At 58.0% G+C, this 14,085-nt stretch carries 18 protein-coding genes; 8 read left to right on the plus strand and 10 right to left on the minus strand.

Features of this window, described 5'->3' with window-relative positions:
* Positions 1 to 13: 13 nt before the first annotated feature.
* The 5 genes from citD to citG are packed head-to-tail and all read left to right on the plus strand — an operon-like array spanning position 14 to position 4,030.
* Positions 14 to 307, plus strand: a complete 294-nt coding sequence (gene citD / locus ACNQ0W_RS15655; protein WP_017382935.1) for a citrate lyase acyl carrier protein — start codon at positions 14 to 16, stop codon at positions 305 to 307.
* Positions 304 to 1,179, plus strand: coding sequence for a citrate (pro-3S)-lyase subunit beta (gene citE, locus ACNQ0W_RS15660; protein ID WP_062933232.1), 876 nt, complete (start codon positions 304 to 306; stop codon positions 1,177 to 1,179). The genes citD and citE overlap by 4 nt, the downstream gene beginning before the upstream one ends.
* A 10-nt stretch (positions 1,180 to 1,189) precedes the next feature.
* A complete protein-coding gene (gene citF / locus ACNQ0W_RS15665; protein ID WP_062933231.1) occupies positions 1,190 to 2,713 on the plus strand; it encodes a citrate lyase subunit alpha in 1,524 nt (507 codons plus the stop codon).
* Positions 2,710 to 3,249: a citrate lyase holo-[acyl-carrier protein] synthase gene (gene citX / locus ACNQ0W_RS15670; protein WP_062933230.1), complete on the plus strand. Its 540-nt coding sequence runs from the start codon at positions 2,710 to 2,712 to the stop codon at positions 3,247 to 3,249. Before citF ends, citX begins: the two co-directional genes overlap by 4 nt.
* Positions 3,227 to 4,030, plus strand: a complete 804-nt coding sequence (gene citG / locus ACNQ0W_RS15675; protein ID WP_062933229.1) for a triphosphoribosyl-dephospho-CoA synthase CitG — start codon at positions 3,227 to 3,229, stop codon at positions 4,028 to 4,030. The genes citX and citG overlap by 23 nt, the downstream gene beginning before the upstream one ends.
* 79 nt (positions 4,031 to 4,109) lie before the next feature.
* On the opposite strand, the gene ACNQ0W_RS15680 is transcribed toward citG, so the two are convergent.
* The 4 genes from ACNQ0W_RS15680 to mutY all read right to left on the minus strand — a co-directional run bounded on the left by ACNQ0W_RS15680 (position 4,110) and on the right by mutY (position 8,176).
* Complete coding sequence (locus tag ACNQ0W_RS15680) at positions 4,110 to 5,366, minus strand: nucleoside permease (RefSeq protein ID WP_015571846.1); 1,257 nt, start codon at positions 5,364 to 5,366, stop codon at positions 4,110 to 4,112.
* A 257-nt stretch (positions 5,367 to 5,623) separates the two neighbouring features.
* Positions 5,624 to 6,700 carry a membrane-bound lytic murein transglycosylase MltC gene (gene mltC / locus ACNQ0W_RS15685; RefSeq protein ID WP_003862427.1) on the minus strand — a complete coding sequence of 359 codons (1,077 nt, stop codon included), beginning with the start codon at positions 6,698 to 6,700 and terminating at the stop codon, positions 5,624 to 5,626.
* Positions 6,701 to 6,824: 124 nt separating this feature from the next.
* Positions 6,825 to 7,097, minus strand: a complete 273-nt coding sequence (locus ACNQ0W_RS15690; protein WP_003862425.1) for an oxidative damage protection protein — start codon at positions 7,095 to 7,097, stop codon at positions 6,825 to 6,827.
* A 26-nt stretch (positions 7,098 to 7,123) separates the two neighbouring features.
* Positions 7,124 to 8,176: an A/G-specific adenine glycosylase gene (mutY, locus tag ACNQ0W_RS15695; protein WP_169802593.1), complete on the minus strand. Its 1,053-nt coding sequence runs from the start codon at positions 8,174 to 8,176 to the stop codon at positions 7,124 to 7,126.
* A gap of 144 nt (positions 8,177 to 8,320) precedes the next feature.
* On the opposite strand from mutY, the gene trmB reads away from it, so the two are divergent.
* Genes trmB through ACNQ0W_RS15710 form a run of 3 tightly spaced genes read left to right on the plus strand, consistent with a single transcriptional unit; the run spans position 8,321 to position 10,140 of the window.
* On the plus strand, positions 8,321 to 9,040 hold the full coding sequence (trmB, locus tag ACNQ0W_RS15700) for a tRNA (guanosine(46)-N7)-methyltransferase TrmB (protein ID WP_015571843.1): 720 nt from the start codon (positions 8,321 to 8,323) through the stop codon (positions 9,038 to 9,040).
* The gene (locus ACNQ0W_RS15705; protein ID WP_003862421.1) at positions 9,040 to 9,366 is read left to right on the plus strand and encodes a YggL family protein; all 327 of its coding nucleotides are present in this window, start codon (positions 9,040 to 9,042) and stop codon (positions 9,364 to 9,366) included. The genes trmB and ACNQ0W_RS15705 overlap by 1 nt, the downstream gene beginning before the upstream one ends.
* 57 nt (positions 9,367 to 9,423) lie before the next feature.
* Entirely contained in the window at positions 9,424 to 10,140 is a 717-nt protein-coding gene (locus ACNQ0W_RS15710) for a DUF2884 domain-containing protein (protein WP_003862419.1), read from the plus strand.
* 205 nt (positions 10,141 to 10,345) lie between these two features.
* Here the strand turns inward: ACNQ0W_RS15710 and ACNQ0W_RS15715 are convergent, their stop codons facing one another.
* From ACNQ0W_RS15715 to ACNQ0W_RS15740, 6 genes are read right to left on the minus strand one after another with little or no spacing between them, the layout of a single operon-like run.
* Positions 10,346 to 10,708, minus strand: coding sequence for an endonuclease domain-containing protein (locus ACNQ0W_RS15715; protein ID WP_074135713.1), 363 nt, complete (start codon positions 10,706 to 10,708; stop codon positions 10,346 to 10,348).
* A gap of 56 nt (positions 10,709 to 10,764) precedes the next feature.
* Entirely contained in the window at positions 10,765 to 11,913 is a 1,149-nt protein-coding gene (hemW, locus tag ACNQ0W_RS15720; RefSeq protein WP_062933227.1) for a radical SAM family heme chaperone HemW, read from the minus strand.
* Positions 11,906 to 12,499, minus strand: a complete 594-nt coding sequence (locus tag ACNQ0W_RS15725; protein WP_015571839.1) for an XTP/dITP diphosphatase — start codon at positions 12,497 to 12,499, stop codon at positions 11,906 to 11,908. Before ACNQ0W_RS15725 ends, hemW begins: the two co-directional genes overlap by 8 nt.
* A 3-nt stretch (positions 12,500 to 12,502) precedes the next feature.
* The gene (gene yggU, locus ACNQ0W_RS15730) at positions 12,503 to 12,799 is read right to left on the minus strand and encodes a DUF167 family protein YggU (RefSeq protein ID WP_062933226.1); all 297 of its coding nucleotides are present in this window, start codon (positions 12,797 to 12,799) and stop codon (positions 12,503 to 12,505) included.
* A complete protein-coding gene (locus ACNQ0W_RS15735; protein WP_015571838.1) occupies positions 12,796 to 13,362 on the minus strand; it encodes a YggT family protein in 567 nt (188 codons plus the stop codon). Before ACNQ0W_RS15735 ends, yggU begins: the two co-directional genes overlap by 4 nt.
* 21 nt (positions 13,363 to 13,383) lie before the next feature.
* Complete coding sequence (locus tag ACNQ0W_RS15740) at positions 13,384 to 14,085, minus strand: YggS family pyridoxal phosphate-dependent enzyme (protein ID WP_062933225.1); 702 nt, start codon at positions 14,083 to 14,085, stop codon at positions 13,384 to 13,386.

The raw sequence follows: 14,085 nt of genomic DNA on the forward strand, positions 1-14,085 counted from the left end.
TCAGGAATTTATCATGAATATTGTAAGGGAGGCGCTGGCCGGAACGCAGGAGTCCAGCGACCTGATGGTGAAAATCGCCCCCGCTCACGGTGAGCTGGAGATTGTCATCCACAGTGAAGTGATTAAGCAGTTTGGCGAGCAGATACGCCAGGTGGTCAACGACACATTGCGCGCCATGAACGTGCACCAGGGACTCATCATTATTGAAGACAAAGGGGCGCTGGACTGTGTGATCCGCGCCCGCCTGCAAAGCGCGCTTCTGCGTGCTGCCGATGAACAGGCCATCAACTGGGGGGCGCTGAAATGAGCAAACTCCGCCGCAGTATGCTGTTCCTGCCGGGCGCCAATGCCGCCATGCTCTCTACCGCCTTTATTTACCGCCCCGACTCCATCATGTTTGACCTTGAGGACGCCGTGGCCCTGCGTGAGAAGGACACCGCGCGCATGCTGGTGTTCCACGCGTTGCAGCACCCGATGTATCAGGATATCGAAACCGTGGTGCGTATTAACCCGCTGAGCACGCCGTTTGGCCTGCTGGATCTGGAGGCCGCCGTGCGCGCGGGCGTGGACGTGATCCGCCTGCCAAAAACCGACACCCCGGACGATATCTACGAGCTGGAAGGCCACCTCGAGCGCATTGAGCAGGAGTGCGGGCGCGAAGTGGGTTCCACCCGCGTGATGGCGGCGATTGAATCGGCCGTTGGCGTTATCAACGCCGTGGCGATTGCCCGCAGCTCCCCGCGCCTGATCGGCATCGCGCTGGCCGCCTTTGACTACGTAATGGACATGCAGACCGAGCGCGGCGACGGCACCGAGCTGTTCTACGCCCGCTGCGCCGTGCTGCACGCCGCCCGCGCCGCCGGTATCGACGCCTTCGACGTGGTGTGGTCAGACGTTAACGACGAAGCCGGGTTCCTGCGCGAGGTCGACCTGATCCGCAAGATGGGCTTTAACGGCAAATCGCTGATTAACCCGCGCCAGATAGACCTGCTGCACAACGCCTACGCCCCGACTCAGGAAGAGGTGGATCACGCCAGAAGGGTGATTGAAGCGGCAGAAGAGGGCGAGCGTAACGGCCTGGGCGTGGTGTCGCTCAACGGCAAAATGGTGGATGCACCGATTATTAACCACGCGCAGGTGGTGCTGGAGCGCGCGGCGGCCTCCGGCGTGCGTCGGTAAGGATGACATAATGAATCAGACAGAACTTCTCCATGTAAATTTCCCCCATCTGCGGGATCTGAAACCCTTTGGTACCGCCCACAGCGCGACGCCGTGGCTGGCGGACAGCGAGGCGAAGCACAGCCGCAAGCTCTGCGCCTCTATTGAAGAGGCGGTTAAGCGTAGCGGCTTGCAGGACGGGATGACCATCTCCTTCCACCATGCCTTTCGCGAAGGCGACCGGGTGATCAACACCGTCGTGGCGCTGCTGGCGCGGATGGGCTTCAAAAATCTGACCCTGGCCTCCAGCTCGCTGATGACCTGCAATGACGCGCTGATCGAGCATATCGAAAGCGGCGTCATCACCCGGATTTACACCTCCGGCATGCGCGGCAGGCTGGCGGATGCCATCTCCCACGGGCTGATGGACGAGCCGGTACAAATTCACTCCCACGGCGGGCGCGTGAAGCTGCTCCAGGACGGCGAACTGAACATCGACGTGGCGTTTCTTGGCGTGCCGTGCAGCGATGAGTTTGGCAACGCCAACGGCACGCACGGCAAATCGTGCTGCGGTTCGCTGGGCTACGCCATGGTGGACGCGCACTTTGCCCGTAAGGTGGTGCTGCTGACCGAAGCGCTGGTGCCATTCCCGAATATGCCCGCCAGCCTGGTGCAGGATCAGGTGGACTACATCGTGCAGGTGGAGAGCGTGGGCGACCCGGCGAAAATCAGCGTCGGCGCGGCGCGCGTCACCAGCAACCCGCGCGAGCTGATGATCGCCCGCTATGCGGCGGACGTGATTGAACACTCTGGCTATTTCAAACCAGGCTTCTCGATGCAGACCGGCTCCGGCGCGGCGGCTACCGCCTGCACCCGTTTTATGGAAGAGAAGATGGAGCGCAGCGGCGTGAAGGCGCGCTTCGCCCTTGGCGGCATCACCGGCAGCCTGGTGGATCTGCACGAGAAGGGACTCATCGAAACGCTGCTCGACACCCAGTGCTTTGACGGCCAGGCAGCGGCCTCGCTGGCGCGCAACCCGAACCACGTGGAGATCTCCACCAACGTCTACGCCAACCCCGGCAGCAAGGCGGCAAGCTGCGACCAGCTCGACGTGGTGATCCTCAGCGCCCTGGAAATCGACGTCGACTTTAACGTCAATGTCATCACCGGCTCCGATGGCGTGATGCGCGGCGCATCCGGCGGACACTGCGACGTGGCGGCGGCAGCCAACCTGACCATTGTGGTCGCGCCGCTGCTGCGAAGCCGCATCCCGACCGTCGTGAAGCGCGTTACCACCCGCCTCACGCCGGGGGAGAGCATTGACGTGCTGGTTACCGATCACGGCATCGCGGTCAACCCGGCGCGCCCGGAGATCCGCGAGCGACTCATGGAAGCAGGGCTGAAGGTTGTAGATATCAACGCGCTGTATGAGCGAGCGATTTCGTTGACAGGCGTACCGAAACCGATTGAGTTCACCGACAAAATCGTCGGGGTGATCCGCTACCGCGACGGCAGCGTGATCGACACCGTACGACAGGTAAAGGAGGAAGTGTGACGATTGCGACACCCGTGCGGACGGGTGTCAGCCTGGACGAACTGCTGGCGGCGAAAGAGCGCCGCGCAGCGCGCCAGGCTGACATGCTTGCGCACTATCAACAACCGGTGATCTCCCTCACGCTGGTTACGCCCGGGGAAATCAAAGACAGCCTGCGCTATCGCAACACCATGGGCGTGGCGCTGCAAATGTGCGACCAGCTGCTGTGGGAAAACCGCTGGCAGGTGCTGGACCGTAAGGTGCTCTGGCTACCCACCGGACCTGAAGCCCTGTGGTGCGTCGCGCATCCGGCGGCGGAAATTAAGGCGCACTGTGCACAACTGGAGCAGACGCACCCGCTCGGCAGGCTGTGGGATCTGGATGTGATCTGCCCTCAGCACGGCCACGTCGGGCGTCAGTCGCTGGGTGCGAATCTCAGACGCTGCCTGATCTGTGACGAGCCCGCTCATGCCTGTTCCCGTTCGCGGCACCATCCCGTTGAGCAGGTGGTTTCCCGCGTGGAGAAGATGATCGATGACTGGTTTGCTCGCGACTAAACCGCGCCCGGTTGACGTGCCTGCGCTTGCCGCAGAGGCGCTGTGGCAGGAGCTGGAGCTGACGCCTAAACCGGGGCTGGTGGACCGGCTCAATAACGGCTCCCATCGCGATATGGACCATGCCTTGTTTGTCCGCAGCATTATGGCGATTACGCCGTGGTTTGCCCGGTTTGCGGAACTGGGTGAAGCACATGCGGCCAAACCTGCCGATCGGCAGTTGCGGATTCTCCGCCCAATGGGAATGGCCTGCGAGCAGGCAATGTACGCCGCCACGGGTGGGGTAAATACCCACAAGGGCGGGGTTTTTGCCCTCGGTTTGCTCTGCTTCGCCGCCGGGCGTGTGAAAAATATCTCTGCGGATAGCCTCTGTTGTGAGGTAAGTAACATCTGTCGTGGGCTGGTGGCGCGGGAGCTGGCCGGGCGCAGCGGGCAGGCAACGGCGGGGGAGCGGCAGTTTCAGCTGTACGGTTTAACCGGCGCGCGCGGCGAGGCGGAAAGCGGCTTTGCCACGGTGCGTAAGGCTTTGGATGCGTGGAACGGTCAGTCGCTTCACGGCCTGCTGTTGCGCCTGATGGCGGTTAATCAGGACAGTAATCTCGTGTCGCGCGGCGGCATTGAGGGGCTGCGCTACGTTCAGGGCTACGCGCGGGAATTACTGGCTAACGGCTGGGATCGCGAGGCGTTGCTGAAGATGGATAAGGCATTGATTGAACGCAACCTGAGCCCGGGCGGCAGCGCGGATTTGCTGTCGGTGGGGTGGGTGCTGTCTGCAATAAAATAGCCGGGTGGCGGCTACGCCTTACCCGGCCTACGATCTGGTTTTCCAGGCCCGGTAAGCGCAGCGCCACCGGGCACAACAATCAATGCGCAATCGGCTGCGCACCGTGCGGTTCGCGCACGTGCTTGTACTTGAACAGCGCGATGAACGCGAAGAACAGCACCAGCGAGTACCCGGCGAAGATCAGCCATACTGGCTGCCAGTTGGTGATGCCGTTGGTGGTATACATCTCAACCACTTTACCGCTCACCACGCCGCCCAGAATACAGCCGAATCCGTTGGTCATCATCAGGAACATGCCCTGCGCACTGGCGCGGATTTCAGGCTTCACCTCTTTTTCCACAAACACCGAGCCGGAGATGTTGAAGAAGTCGAAGGCACAGCCGTAAACAATCATCGACAGAACCAGCAGCACGGTGCCGAACGCGCTTGGGTCGCCATAGGCGAACAGACCGAAGCGTAACATCCAGGCGGCGATACTGATCAGCATGACGTTCTTGATACCGTAGCGGCTCAGGAAGAACGGGATGGTCAGGATGAACAGCGTCTCGGAGATCTGCGAGATGGACATCATCACCGACGCGTGCTCGACGATAAAGCTCCCGGCAAACAGCGGATCGTTATCGAAGCTGTGCAGGAAGGTATTACCGAACATGTTGGTGATTTGCAGTTCCGCGCCCAGCAGCATGGAGAAGATAAAGAAGATCGCCATGCGCTTGTTTTTGAACAGCGCGAAGGCGTCCAGGCCAAGCATGGTGCTCCAGCTCTGGTTTTTCTGCTGGTTAGAAACCGGAATGGTGGGCAGCGTCAGGGTGAACAGCGCCAGCAGCACGGAGAGCGCTGCGCCGATGTAGAGCTGCATATGGCTCAGCTCGAAGCCCGCGAAGCTCACACCCCACATCGCCATGATAAAGCCGATGGTGCCCCAGATACGGATAGGCGGGAAGTCGGTGACGATATCCAGACCGGCAGATTTCAGGCGGTAGTAGGAGATGGTGTTGATCAGGCCAAGCGTTGGCATATAGGCCAGCGAGTTAAGCAGGATCACCATGAACATCGCCCCCGGCGTGGTCACTTCGGCCGCCATAAACAGCGTCCCCGCACCCACCAGATGGCAAAGCATGTACAGCCATTTCGCGCTTAGCCATTTATCCGCCACGATACCGAGCAGCGTTGGCATGAAGACAGCCGCAATACCCAGCGAGCTGTAAACGGCACCGATCGACGCACCATCGAACTTGAGCGTCACAAACATATAGGAGCCGAGTGTAGTCAGCCAGCTACCCCACAGGCAGAACTGCAGAAACGACAAGATTTTAAGCTGCAGCTTAAGGTTCATGTTACTTTCCTCACAAGTGAGCGGGAGATATGTTGTTATAGGAACATTCAGGGTTGTTATTTGATGCAATTCTATCAGTTGGCAACGTTATGTTTTGTTACCTCCCGCAAAAAAATGCAATCCACATTAATTTGCAGTCTGGATTGTGATGCAAATAGCATTTTCGTATGGGTGGGATGAGATGGGTGCGGTCTGATGTCCCCTCACCCTCACCCTGCCCTCTCCCTCTGGGAGAGGGCAGGGTGAGGGGTAGTTTTCTAGCGGCGACGGTAGTTCTTCTGCGCCGTATTCACCTTATACAGATAGCGGCGGGATTCCGCAGACGGGTGGCGGGTGGTGAGGGTAGCGTACACATCCCCCGGCGCCATGCTGTTGATGATGTTCGCGGCCTGCACCTTGTCATTTGAGAAGACGCGCAGCACGCTGCCCGCCCCGCCGTTGTAGGCGGTAATGACTGCATAGCGACGTGAGGTTGGGTTATCGATCCCGCCGAGATAGACATTGTTCAGCATCGCCAGATAGGCCGTACCGGTATCAATGTTGCTTTGCGGATCGAAGAGGTAGCTGCGGCTCGGCGTGCCGGATTTCCCCTGCGCGCGGAACACGTCTTTACCGGCGCTGTGCTGTACAACCTGCATCAGCCCCAGCGCGTCGGAACGGCTTACCGCGTAGGGGTTGAACGAGGACTCGGTCTGCATAATCGCCAGAATCAGCGACTCATCCACGCCATACTTACGCGACGCCTGACGCACCATGCCCAGATACTTATGCGCACGCTTGTCGAGGTGGTTCGGCACCAGGTTGATCGTGACGCTATAGATCACCTTCAGGCCGTTGGTGCGGCTTTTCAGGCGCGTTTGCAGCAGGTAGTCGGCGAATTTCGTGGCGCGGCCTTCCCAGCGGATCGGCTGACCGGTCTGGTCAACGACCTGGCCATACAGGAATGGCTCTTTGGAGATGGTGATGTCATCGGCATCAGAGTAGAGGTCGATAGACCCCGGATCGTCGCCCATCAGCAGGGTTTTGATGATGGCCTGACGTAAATGCGCCGCAGGTTCAGTCCCCGCGATGGTTTCAACCGTAATCGTACCGTCATCGAAGTTGATGTGGCTACGGGTCTGATAGGCGTCGGTGTACTTAACGTAGTCCTTCGGTCCGGCAATAAGAACTTCGTTAAATCCCCATATGTTCTCGATGTTGTGGGCAAACTGCCCCATCAAAATGTCAAAACCGTTGGTGTCCTTGACCCAGGCTTCGTTGTATTCATCGCCTTTTTTGGAAGAACAAGACACAAGCAACGGCGCAACAAGGGCTAGCGCTAAAAGTTTTTTCATCATTCCGGGAGTGCGTGTTGTGTTTGCTTTGGGGTTGCTGTTGCCGGGTGGCGCTGCGCTTACCCGACCTACAAAACCGTAGGCCCGTGCAAGCGCAGCTCCGCCAGGCAGCAGCTGCGCGTTATTATTTTTCCGGTGGCGTATAGCCTTCGATGTGGACGTCTTTACCTTCGAACAGGAAGTTCACCATCTCCTGCTCCAGCAGTTTGCGGTGTTCCGGGTTCATCATGCTGAGCTTTTTCTCGTTGATCAGCATGGTCTGCTTCTTCTGCCACTGTCCCCAGGCTTCTTTGGAGATCTCGTTATAGATGCGCTTACCCAGATCGCCCGGGTAGAGCTGGAAATCCTGGCCTTCAGCGTCGCGCTGTAGGAAAGTACAAAAAATGGTTCTGGCCATACTCATTCCTCTTTGTCTTGCCGATGCTAAACCATTGCACCGACACGTAATTGCTGTAACAGGCGCTCCACGGGAGCCGCCAGCCCGACTGATGGCGGTTGCGCTAAGTTATACCAGAGAGCGGTGCCTTCATCCATGCACGACGTGAATGAGGACACGGGAAGCCACATCGGCACAATGTCCAGATGGAAATGGCTGAAGGTATGACGGAACGCGTTGAGTTGTGTCAGGGTATCGGCCGCAATGCCGTGCTGTTCAAGCCATGCCCGAAGCGAGGCTTCATCCTCAAACTGTGGGAAGCAGTATAGACCACCCCACAGGCCACTCGGCGGACGTTGGGCGAGAAACACCTCGTCGCCATGTTGCATCAGCAGCATGTACCCGGTGCGTTCAGGCAGCGTCTGCTTCGGTTTTTTCCCCGGATACTGCGCCCAGGAGTGGTTCGCATACGCCACGCAGAGGTTGTTTACCGGGCAAAGTTCGCACTTCGGTTTTGAACGGGTGCAGACCATCGCGCCCAGATCCATCATCGCCTGGTTAAAACGCTCCACCCCTTTCGCCGGAGTGACCGCTTCACTGATCTCCCACAGGCGTTTCTCAACCTCTTTCTTGCCCGGCCAGCCATCTACGGCGTAGCAGCGTGCCAGCACGCGCTTGACGTTGCCGTCGAGGATCGGGAAATGTTTGCCTAAAGAGAGGGAGAGAATGGCGCCTGCGGTTGAACGCCCGACGCCGGGCAAATCCGCCACCTCGTCAAAGGTCTCCGGGAATTTACCGTTGTGGCGGGTGGAGACCTGCTGTGCGGCTTTGTGCAGGTTGCGCGCACGGGCGTAATAGCCGAGGCCTGTCCACAGGTGCAGTACCTCGTCCAGCGGCGCGTTGGCCAGATCGGTGATTGTCGGGAAGCGCGCCATAAAACGCTCGAAGTAAGGAATGACCGTCGCGACCTGCGTTTGTTGCAACATCACCTCGGAGAGCCATACTTTGTAAGGCGTTTTTTCAATTTGCCAGGGCAGGGTTTTACGCCCGTATTTGTCGTACCAGTCCAGCACCTGGGCTGAAAATTGAGAGGCTTGCATGGTCATCGATTCGCTTAATCAGGGACGCAGATTGCAGCACAGCGTCAATCTGCTGTAAACCGGATCTTTCCCATGCTTGCATAGAAGCCTTAACTTTGGATAATGCCCGTTTCCCGAACATTCTCACAAGCAGACAACTCTTTTATGAAAAACGACGTCATTTCACCGGAATTTGATGAAAACGGTCGCCCGCTGCGCCGTATTCGCAGCTTTGTCCGCCGTCAGGGCCGCCTGACAAAAGGGCAGCAACACGCGCTGGACAACTACTGGCCGGTGATGGGCGTTGAGTTCAGCGAGCAGCCGCTCGACTTCACCGACCTGTTTGGCCGAGACGCGCCAGTGACGCTGGAGATTGGTTTTGGCATGGGCACCTCGCTGGTGACCATGGCGAAAGCGCGCCCGGAGCAGAACTTCCTCGGCATTGAAGTACACTCGCCGGGCGTCGGCGCGTGCCTGGCAACGGCCCACGAAGAGGGCGTTGAGAACCTGCGCGTCATGTGTCACGACGCGGTGGAAGTGCTGCACAAAATGATTCCTGACAATTCTTTGAACATGGTTCAGCTCTTTTTCCCTGACCCATGGCACAAAGCGCGTCATAATAAACGCCGTATCGTTCAGGCACCGTTTGCCGAGCTGGTGAAAAGCAAGCTTAAGCTGGGCGGCGTCTTCCACATGGCGACCGACTGGGAACCTTATGCGGAACATATGCTGGAAGTGATGTCGTCCCTGGACGGGTATAAAAATCAGTCTGAAAGCAACGACTACGTACCGCGTCCGGATTCACGTCCGGTGACAAAATTTGAACAGCGTGGCCATCGTCTTGGTCACGGCGTATGGGACTTAATGTTCGAGAGGGTGAAATAATGGCAAAGAATCGTAGCCGTCGTCTGCGTAAAAAGATGCACATCGAAGAATTCCAGGAAGTGGGTTTCTCTGTTGCCTGGCGTTTCCCGGAAGGCACCAGTGTGGAGCAGATCGATCAGGACGTTGATGCGTTTATCAACGAGGTGATCGAGCCAAACAAGCTGGCCTTCGACGGTAGCGGCTATCTGGCGTGGGAAGGTCTGATTTGCACCCAGGAAGTGGGGAAATGCACCGAAGAGCATCAGGCGCTGGTACGCAAATGGCTTGAAGACCACAAACTGGAAGATGTCCGCGTTAGCGAACTTTTCGACGTTTGGTGGGACTAATAAAGCAAGAACGGGGCCAGCATTAGCTGGCCCATTTTGTCTGAGGGAGTGTTTAAGATGCGCAAAACGTTGCTGGCTGTTGCTTTACTGGCAATCGGATCCACCGCCCATGCGGAGTATAAATGTAGCGTCACCCCGCGTGATGACGTGGTGCTGAGTCCGCAAACCGTGCAGGTTAAGGGCGAGAATGGCAATCTGGTGATTACGCCGGATGGCAACGTGACCTTTAACGGCAAACCGCAAAACCTGACGGCCGCCCAGCGCGAGCAGGCGATGGACTACCAGGCCGAGTTGCGTACCGCGCTGCCCTGGATCAACGATGGCGCGCTGACCCGCGTCGAGAAAAGCCGCGTGGCGCTGGATAAAATCATCACCAAAGAGGTGGGGGAGAGCAGCAATATGCGCACCCGCCTGACGAAGCTGGATAAACAGCTGAAAGAGCAGATGAACCGTATTATCGAGACGCGCTCTGATGGCCTGACATTCCACTATAAGGCGATCGATCAGGTGCGTGCCGACGGTCAGCAACTGGTGAACCAGGCGATGGGCGGCATTCTCCAGGACAGCATCAACGAGATGGGCGCCAAAGCGGTGCTGAAGGGCGGCGGTAATCCGTTGCAGGGTGTACTGGGTAGCCTGGGCGGACTGCAAACCTCGATTCAGAACGAGTGGAAGAATCAGGAAGCCGATTTCCAGCAGTTCGGTAAAGACGTGTGTAAACGCGTGGTGTCTCTGGAAGACAGCCGGAAGGCGCTGGTGGGGACGTTGAAGTAATGCACTTCGCCCCTCACCCTAACCCTCTCCCCAAAGGGGCGAGGGAATAGTTTGCTCCCTCACTTTAACCCTTTCCCTCAGGGGCGAGGGAATGGTTTGCCCCCTCACTTTCACCCTTTCCCCAACGGGGCGAGGGAATAGTTTGCGCCCTCACATTAACCCTTTTCCTAAAGGGGCGAGGGGGGTGGTTTGCCCCCTCTCCCTTTCAGGGAGAGGGCCGGGGTGAGGGTTGCAGCGCTTGCAGCGTTTCAAGGATCCTTTCTAACACCGCCTCTTCGTTATTCCAGAGTTCGTTGTTCCAGAATCGAATAACGTGCCAGCCCTTATGGTTTAACCATAATGTCCTTTGTCGATCGTATTCCTGATTTTCATCATGTTGTCCGCCATCCAGCTCAACGGCCAGGCGAGCCGCGCAACAGGCGAAATCCAGAATGTAGTGACCTACCGGGTGCTGTCGGCGAAATTTATAATTTTCGAAACGGCGGCTGCGCAGTAAATACCAAAGCCGCCTTTCTTCCTGTGTCAGCTCGCGTCTGAGCTGCTTTGCGTATGAACGAATTGTTTCCATCCCCACACTCTGCCAGCCTTTCCCTCAGCCAGCAGAACGGGATGCAAAATCCTGAATCAGCCTTCAGGATTTTCAGCGAGGAACAGCTCAAGAAGGGAGTTTAAGAACAGCTTGCCGTGCTCGGTGATCTGCCAGGACTCATCACACTCGGTCAGATACCCCTGCGCCAGCGCCTCGTCAATCTGCGGACGAATCACCGACTCCGGCAGCCCGGTATAACGCGCAAACTCCGCGCGCGGGGCGGCTTCCAGCAGACGGAAGCGGTTCATAAAGAACTCAAACGGCTTATCCGCCGCCTCGACGTCGTGCTGACGCTCCAGGTAGCGGCCTTCCATATACCCGCGCGGGTGACGCGTTTTAGCGGTACGCAAAATGCGCCCGTCCGGGAAGGTCACTTTGCCGTGCGCGCCGCAGCCAATCCCGAGATAGTCGCCAAAACGCCAGTAGTTCAGATTGTGCTGACACTGATAGCCCGGCTTCGCATACGCCGACGTTTCATATTGCTGATACCCCGCCGCGGTCAAAAGCTGGTGGCCCTGCTCGAAGATATCCCACAGCGCGTCGTCGTCCGGCAGCACCGGCGGGCGCGAGCCAAACAGGGTGTTCGGCTCAATGGTCAGCTGATACCACGACAGATGCGGCGGGTTCAGTTCAATCGCCTGACGCAAATCGTCCAGCGCTTCTTCGAGCGACTGATCCGGCAGGCCGTGCATCAGGTCGAGGTTGAAACTGCGCAGCCCAAGCCTCGTTGCCAGGTTTGCCGCGCGCTTTGCCTCTTCCGGACCGTGGATACGCCCCAGACGCTTCAGCTTTGGCTCGCTAAAGCTCTGCACGCCGATAGAGATACGGTTCACGCCCGCACGCTGATACTCGACGAAACGATCGGCCTCAACGGTGCCGGGGTTGGCTTCCATCGTAATTTCAGCGTCCGCTGCCAGGTTCAGGCGTGCGCGCACGCCGTCCAGCAGCGTCTGCATCGCCGGGCCTGACAGCAGGCTCGGTGTACCGCCACCAATAAAAATGGTCTTCACTTCACGTCCCTGTGCGTACGGTACATCAGCATCCAGATCGGCCAGCAGATGCGCGACGTAATCATCGTGCGGCACTTCGCCCTTCAGCGCGTGCGAGTTGAAATCGCAGTACGGGCATTTCTGCACGCACCATGGGATGTGAATATAAAGACTCAGAGGCGGCAAATTAGCCATTACGCAGTGCTTCCAGTAACAGTTTCAGGGCGCGTCCACGGTGGGAGATCGCGCTTTTCTCTTCGCGGGTGAGTTCCGCAGCGGTTTTTCCCTCGGTCGGGACAAAGAAAATCGGGTCGTAACCAAAGCCGCCGTTGCCCGCCGCTTCACGGGTGATCACGCCCGGCCAGCTGCCGTGACAGACAATCGGCGTGGGATCTTCCGCGTGACGCATGTAGACCAGCACGCAGTGGAACTGCGCGGTACGCTGTTCGTCAGGGACGTCTTTCAGGGCCACAAGCAGCTTTTCCAGATTCTGCTGGTCGGTGGCGTCCACCCCGGAATAGCGGGCGGAGTAAATCCCCGGCGCACCGCCCAGAAAATCTACGGCCAGACCGGAGTCATCGGCTATCGCGGGCAGTCCGGTGATCTGCGCGGCGTGGCGCGCTTTCAGAATGGCGTTTTCGATAAACGTCAGGCCGGTCTCTTCGGCGGAGTCCACGCCCAGCTCGGTCTGAGCGACCACGTCCAGCCCAAAATCATTTAATAGCGAGGCCAGCTCGCGCACTTTACCGGCGTTACCGGTGGCGAGAACAACTTTCTGCATGGTTTAGTCCTGTTCTGTCAGAGCCGCGACTTCCGTCGGGATAGATTGCGGGTTAAGGATTTTTACCTGTTTATGCCGGCCAAGTTCACCTTTCTCAATGACGACCTGGCTTTTAGCGACGCGAAACTGTTTAGCCAGATATTTGGTCAGATGCGCATTCGCCTGGCCGTCAACCGGCGGGGCAGTGATGGCGACTTTTAGCTCGTCGCCATGCAGCCCAACAATACTGTCGCGGCTGGCTTTCGGCTGAATGTACAGCCGTAAAACCAGCCCGTCGGCGCAGGGGCTAACTGCACTCATAACGCCATCCACAGCCCCGGCAGCAGCATATTACCCGTCGCCTGTAACAGTTCCGCGATACCCATATTCAGCACGTACAGCAGCAGAACGAGAAGCATCGGGGAGAAGTCGATTCCGCCCATTGCAGGCAGCAGGCTACGAATCGGACGCAGTAACGGTTCAGTCAGCTGAATCAACGCGTACTCCACCGGGCTACGGCCCCGGCTTACCCAGCTCATGATCGCCATCACCAGCAGGACCCAGAAGATTAGCGAGCCGACGGTTTTAACCAGGATCAGAACGGCTGAAATCCAGATAATCGGCTGGAAAGTGATGACCATAAACAGCACGATCGCTTTGATAACGCTCAGAATAAACGCCATCAGCAGAGATGAACTGTCAATTGGCCCCATTGCCGGAATGACGCGGCGAAGCGGCCCCACAACGGGCTGCGTGATTTTCACGATAAATTGTGAGAATGGATTGTAAAAATCACAACGGGCCCACTGCATCCAGACGCGCAACAGCAGCGCCATCGTATACAGTTCAATGACCGTTGAAAGCAGGAAAGTCAACGTCTTCATGGCGTTCCTCAGGTTTCCTTATTATTGGGGGTAATCGCGCGCACCGAAAATTGCCGTGCCGATGCGCACCATGGTGCTGCCTGCCGCGATGGCGGCTTCCATATCATCCGACATGCCCAGAGAAAGCGTGTCTACCGTGTCATAGCGCGCCTTAAGCGCCTCAAATGCTACAGCCATTTGCTGTGCCACGGCAAACTGCCTTTCATAACTTGACTCTGGCGCCGGGATAGCCATCAGCCCGCGCAGGGTTAAACGCGGCAGCGCCGCCACGTCCGCCGCCAGCGCATCCAGTTCGCCCAGCGTAATGCCAGACTTGCTGTTTTCATCGCTGATGTTGATTTGAATCAGCACGTTAAGCGCTGGCATATCCATAGGGCGCTGGTCGCTCAGACGGGTAGCGATGCGCAGACGATCGATGGTATGGCACCAGTCAAAGTGCTCTGCTACCAGACGGCTTTTGTTCGACTGTAGCGGACCGATAAAGTGCCATTGCAGGTCTGTATTTCCCCGTTCCCGGAAAGCGCGAATTTTATCCACGCCTTCCTGCACATAGTTTTCACCAAAGGCACGATGACCGGCGGCTATCGCTTCTGCGATGGCGCTCGCAGGCTTAGTTTTGCTGACTGCAAGCAACGTAATTTCTTCTGGAGCACGGCCGCAACGCGTTGCCGCGGCTGAGATTTTGTCCCGGACCTGTGCCAGGTTATGCGCAATGTCGTTCAT

This window comes from Enterobacter cloacae complex sp. 6730903 (assembly GCF_048283985.1).
GTDB lineage: Bacteria > Pseudomonadota > Gammaproteobacteria > Enterobacterales > Enterobacteriaceae > Enterobacter > Enterobacter hormaechei_C.

Bases quoted from the DNA above. Each gene is read 5' to 3' on its own strand.
- citG (WP_062933229.1), top strand. From the start codon at position 3,227: ATGACTGGTTTGCTCGCGACTAAACCGCGCCCGGTTGACGTGCCTGCG.
- hemW (WP_062933227.1), bottom strand. From the start codon at position 11,913: ATGGCTAATTTGCCGCCTCTGAGTCTTTATATTCACATCCCATGGTGC.
- ACNQ0W_RS15710 (WP_003862419.1), top strand. From the start codon at position 9,424: ATGCGCAAAACGTTGCTGGCTGTTGCTTTACTGGCAATCGGATCCACC.
- mutY (WP_169802593.1), bottom strand. From the start codon at position 8,176: ATGCAAGCCTCTCAATTTTCAGCCCAGGTGCTGGACTGGTACGACAAA.
- ACNQ0W_RS15705 (WP_003862421.1), top strand. From the start codon at position 9,040: ATGGCAAAGAATCGTAGCCGTCGTCTGCGTAAAAAGATGCACATCGAA.
- ACNQ0W_RS15725 (WP_015571839.1), bottom strand. From the start codon at position 12,499: ATGCAGAAAGTTGTTCTCGCCACCGGTAACGCCGGTAAAGTGCGCGAG.
- yggU (WP_062933226.1), bottom strand. From the start codon at position 12,799: ATGAGTGCAGTTAGCCCCTGCGCCGACGGGCTGGTTTTACGGCTGTAC.
- ACNQ0W_RS15715 (WP_074135713.1), bottom strand. From the start codon at position 10,708: ATGGAAACAATTCGTTCATACGCAAAGCAGCTCAGACGCGAGCTGACA.
- ACNQ0W_RS15735 (WP_015571838.1), bottom strand. From the start codon at position 13,362: ATGAAGACGTTGACTTTCCTGCTTTCAACGGTCATTGAACTGTATACG.
- citE (WP_062933232.1), top strand. From the start codon at position 304: ATGAGCAAACTCCGCCGCAGTATGCTGTTCCTGCCGGGCGCCAATGCC.
- ACNQ0W_RS15680 (WP_015571846.1), bottom strand. From the start codon at position 5,366: ATGAACCTTAAGCTGCAGCTTAAAATCTTGTCGTTTCTGCAGTTCTGC.
- mltC (WP_003862427.1), bottom strand. From the start codon at position 6,700: ATGAAAAAACTTTTAGCGCTAGCCCTTGTTGCGCCGTTGCTTGTGTCT.
- trmB (WP_015571843.1), top strand. From the start codon at position 8,321: ATGAAAAACGACGTCATTTCACCGGAATTTGATGAAAACGGTCGCCCG.
- citD (WP_017382935.1), top strand. From the start codon at position 14: ATGAATATTGTAAGGGAGGCGCTGGCCGGAACGCAGGAGTCCAGCGAC.
- ACNQ0W_RS15690 (WP_003862425.1), bottom strand. From the start codon at position 7,097: ATGGCCAGAACCATTTTTTGTACTTTCCTACAGCGCGACGCTGAAGGC.
- citF (WP_062933231.1), top strand. From the start codon at position 1,190: ATGAATCAGACAGAACTTCTCCATGTAAATTTCCCCCATCTGCGGGAT.
- ACNQ0W_RS15740 (WP_062933225.1), bottom strand. From the start codon at position 14,085: ATGAACGACATTGCGCATAACCTGGCACAGGTCCGGGACAAAATCTCA.